The organism is Rothia sp. HMSC072E10 (assembly GCF_001813965.1).
Taxonomy (GTDB): Bacteria; Actinomycetota; Actinomycetes; order Actinomycetales; family Micrococcaceae; genus Rothia; species Rothia mucilaginosa_A.
The window spans coordinates 201069-205469 of the sequence record NZ_KV814491.1 but is presented as its reverse complement, the minus strand read 5'-3'; the positions used below and the strand labels follow the sequence as shown (position 1 = coordinate 205469).

General features: G+C 54.5%; 3 protein-coding genes and 1 CRISPR repeat array. Of the genes, 2 read left to right on the top strand and 1 reads right to left on the bottom strand.

The genetic code is table 11. The features are described from left to right. Position 1 precedes the first annotated feature (1 nt). Positions 2-325: a CRISPR direct-repeat array (repeat unit 31 nt; unit sequence AATGAAAGCCCCTCCGAAAAGGAAGGGAAAT). Positions 326-674: 349 nt separating this feature from the next. Next, positions 675-1730 (bottom strand): cell division protein ZapE, encoded by a 1056-nt coding sequence (gene zapE, locus HMPREF2944_RS06270; protein WP_070681583.1) that lies wholly within the window; start codon positions 1728-1730, stop codon positions 675-677. A 444-nt stretch (positions 1731-2174) separates the two neighbouring features. Between zapE and HMPREF2944_RS06265 the strand changes: the two genes are divergently transcribed. Beyond that, on the top strand, positions 2175-2915 hold the full coding sequence (locus tag HMPREF2944_RS06265) for a DUF6318 family protein (protein ID WP_070681580.1): 741 nt from the start codon (positions 2175-2177) through the stop codon (positions 2913-2915). Then, positions 2912-4096 carry a hypothetical protein gene (locus HMPREF2944_RS09175; RefSeq protein WP_141755744.1) on the top strand — a complete coding sequence of 395 codons (1185 nt, stop codon included), beginning with the start codon at positions 2912-2914 and terminating at the stop codon, positions 4094-4096. Before HMPREF2944_RS06265 ends, HMPREF2944_RS09175 begins: the two co-directional genes overlap by 4 nt. Positions 4097-4401: the final 305 nt, after the last annotated feature.

The following is a 4401-nucleotide window of genomic DNA, read 5'->3' as shown; positions in this document are numbered from 1 at the left end:
CAATGAAAGCCCCTCCGAAAAGGAAGGGAAATAATACGGGAAAAGAACCCCTTAGCTGACTTCTTCTCTGCCTCAATGAAAGCCCCTCCGAAAAGGAAGGGAAATTGGTTAGGGTCTGCATGTTTCCCAAGAGCGCGTTGTGCCTCAATGAAAGCCCCTCCGAAAAGGAAGGGAAATTTGGTGGGGGTGACATTCAGACCATCGGTGGTGTGGCCAGCCTCAATGAAAGCCCCTCCGAAAAGGAAGGGAAATATTGGCTGGAACCCCGAATACACCGCGTTCCCATCGAGCCTCAATGAAAGCCCCTCCGAAAAGGAAGGGAAATAGCTACCCGAAACTAGCCCGCAACCATGCGGCAGAAACGGGTGCTTCGCGAGAACCTCGCGGAGGCTACACGCAAAATTATACACTCCAACCACATCTACCCCCGCATAACTCCCTGACAAGGGAAGAAACCATGCGAGCGACACGCCATGTTCCCGTCACGTACCAGGTTCTCGCTCACACAAAGACCCCCGCCGGGTGCTTCCTAAGCGACCCGGCGGGGGTCTTCACGTATGGGAAGGGTTGGCGCGGTTCAGGTAAACCGGGCGAGCTTCGAGTCTCACGGGACTAGAAAGAACAGCGCATCAAAACCCGAGCCGGCCAAAGCTCGGCCCCGGCGAACAGCGGAACTAGCGCTCCGCCTCCTCACCCAGCAGGCCTTCACGAGCCAGCGCGGTCAAACGAGACACCGCGCGGAAATACTTCTTCTGGTAACCACCGGCCAGCATCTCCGGGGTAAACACCTTGTCAAAAGGCACACCCGAAGAAACAATCGGCAGGTCCTTGTCGTACAGGCGGTCGGCCAGCACCACAAAACGTAGCGCCACCGACTGCTCAGTAATCGGCTGCACATCACGCCACGCAACACCCTGCAGACCGTCAATCAGCTGACGGTAACGCGAAGGGTGCACCTTCGCCAGATGCTCCACCAGGTCCGCGAAGTTATCGACGCCCACCGTCTTACCGGCGAACACCTCCTCAACCTTCGCGTCAAACTCAGCGTCTGCTACAGGCTCCGGTGCGGCGGGCAGGCCACGGTGACGGAAGTCCTCACCATCCACGCGGTGCACCTCAAACTGCGAAGCAAGAACCTGAATCTCACGCTTAAAGTCCTCCGCCGCGAAGCGACCCTCACCCAGGGCACCCGGCAGAGTATTCGAAGTCGCCACAAGCTTCACGCCGGCATCGGCCAGCTCACGCATCAGGCGGGACATGAGCACCGTATCGCCCGGATCGTCCAGCTCAAACTCGTCGATGCACACCAGCTTGTAACCGCTCAGCGCCTCAACCGTCTTGCGGAACGTCAACGCACCCACCAGGTTCGTGTACTCCACGAACGTGCCGAATGCCTTCGGGCCGTCCACGTAATGCCACAGCGAAGCCAGCAGGTGGGTCTTACCCACACCAAAACCGCCATCAAGGTACAGGCCAGCCTTCGAGGTGTCCTTCTTCTTACCGCCAAAGAGTCGTCCGAAGAAGCCGCCGCCGGAGCCGCCGCCGTTAATCTTGTCGCCAAAATCCTTGAGCTTCTGCACCGCCTCAGCCTGCGAAGGCTGGTTCGGGTCGGGGATATAGGTGTCGAACGAAACCTCTCCAAAACGCTCTGACGGGCGGAAACCTGCCAGCAGCTCATCGGCAGAAACGCGCGGGATACGGTCGGTCAAATGTACGGTCGTGGTGGGCACAAAAACTCTTTTCTTCAGTGACGGCGATGTGACTTTCGTTTTAAGTGTAGTACTGCCTAACACCCCGCGTGAGCCGCATGAGTTGCCCGCCACATTATGAGTAAGGCGATGCGCCGGATGCAGTTGGCAGGTCTGGGAGGTCGAGGTTGCCTCGCCTCCTCCCCCAATACCCTCTGAACCAACACTTCTCTCAATCAACACTCTCCAAAGACCTACTTGATAGCGAAAGTATTCCAATATCTACATCTAAACTTCACAAACTACAAAAGACTGCAAAAGATGGCAAACATCCTGTAAGGTGGTCTCGGGACCCAAAGCGATGCACCGGTGCATCGACAGCATGGAATACCTAGCCAGAACACTTTCGAGGCACGTCGCCGTACCTACAGAAACATTCTCGACTAGCACATACACACCATCACCGACGATAGGAGCGTATCTTCTATGGATTCGACCATTTTCAACCGCCGTACCCTGTTGGGTAGCGGCGCACTTGTGGGCTTGGGCGCCCTGCTTACCGCCTGCGGCCAGCAGGCAAATAACGAGGCGGCAGCCACCGCATCTGCCGTGCCGAGCGAATCAGCATCGGCTTCCACGGCGGCATCCGATGCCGCTTCTGCATCAGCTGCTCCGAGCCCGGTCATTACCCGCGGCTACTCCGGTGGCTCGAAGGCCCCCGACGGCGAGTACCGCAAGGCGGACGGTTACGGCCCGGCCCAAAATGTCCCGAAGCCCCGCAATGAGCCTGCGCAGTACCCTGAGAATGAAGATGGCATGCAAAGCATGATGAATAATTGGCTAGATGCACACAACTATGGAATGCAGACCGGTGATTGTAGCTATGCCCGGATGTACATGGGAAAAAATACATCGGAATACAAGTTCTACGACTACCTTGAGGGGTTGTATAAGCGCGGTGGCTGGGTCATCGAAGGAACCGATGGTTATCAGCAGGAAGGTGCTTTTACTTTCGACGCGGAGACTAAAGAATATACACTGGTGACCCGTCATCTATGGACGTACGCTATTTATGTTGAACCCGATGGGCATACAACTACAAAGAAAAATACTGCCAATAACGACGACATGTGTGCATTTATCTTTAATTTTAATAATGGGTATTGGAAGATTGTAAATACGCTTTCTCAGCGCGAATTGATTCAAAAGGGGATTTTGAAAAAGTGACTTTTCGTTCCAGTACCCTTGTAAAGCTTCTGCTGTGTTCTACTCTTGTGAATATAAGTTCTTTCTCCGTTATTTACGCGGCGGAGTGTCAGAATCCTAATGGCCATTGTGTACAAATTCCTGGAGATTCCTCAGCCCCTTTGCCACCATCTCGTTCCACTGGTGAAGGGGAAGAAGATAACACTGTAAATGATTCAAAAAGTGATAATACAGGTGTCGAATATGATGCTGAAAAAGCTGCTGAAGAATTTAGGAGAAGGAATGTTGAAACACTGGATGGGATGAACCATAGAATGTTTTTCCCAAAGTATAACAACCAACAATCAGGAAAAGACGTTTGTTATACCGAGGACCAGCGTCCGGGTAAACCCATACGCGTCCTAGAACAACCCGCAACCGGCGAAGCTGCAAACTACAACCTAAAAACCGGGTTCTCAACATACTGCCAACCCAACGATACTAAAACCCTCACCCCCACCAACCCCAAAGAAACCCCCAAGGGACCCACTATCGAAGAAATGCTCCAAGAAATTGAGGATCAATTCGCTAACACCAATATCCAGGCCCCTGTTTTGAAGCAGTCCTACAACCTTGGCTCTGGTCAGGGCGAAGATAACCCCAACGTCTACAAGAACCAAGCCGTCAACTTCTACGTCGACGCACCCACCGCACGTTGGGAAGGCGACCTCATGATCGGCCACGTAGAAATCGAATCCTACCCCACCCAAATGACCATCCAATACGGCAACGGTGACGAGGATACTTTCTACACCATGGGCAAGCCGGTTAGCAGGGCACGCGGCGAAGAGTCACGCAAGACCGCGACCAGCTACGCTTATCAGCGTTCGGGCAACTTCCACGCTTACGCGACGGTGTCTTACTCTGGTCGTTTCCGGGTGAACGGCGGCGATTGGCAGGCCCTGGATGTTGTGTTGACGAAAGATACCGTTGACCCGCTGCTGGTGCGTGTGTGGTGGGTTGATGTGGGACGCGTCGGCGGCACCTGCGATGAAGACGATACTCGTTGGGGCTGCAAGAACGACCCCACCATGGGTAAAAAGGATAACCCGAACCCCAGGTTGCGCAAGGCTGATGTGCGTACCGGTCAGCGTTGGCATCTAAACGACAGCGGTGACGGGGACACAGAGTATTCGTTGCACCGTGACTGGCCCGACATGTAAAGTCCGCCGCGGGTCTTACGTTGAGAAGCCACATGTTTGCCGAGAAGCCACTTCTTTGGTGGCTTTTCGAAACACATGTGGCTTCTCATCTATCGGGGTTCTTCCCTTCGGGTGGTTAGTCTTCCGGTTTCTAACCAGCCCCCCATCTCTTCACACACCACACCGATATGAGGAATACAATTCCATGACTTCCAACCTTTTTACCCGCCGCGCAATGCTGAGCGGCGGTACCCTTCTGGGTCTTGGTGCCCTGCTTGCGGCATGCGGCCATCAGGCAAATAACGAGGCGGCAGCCACCACCTCCG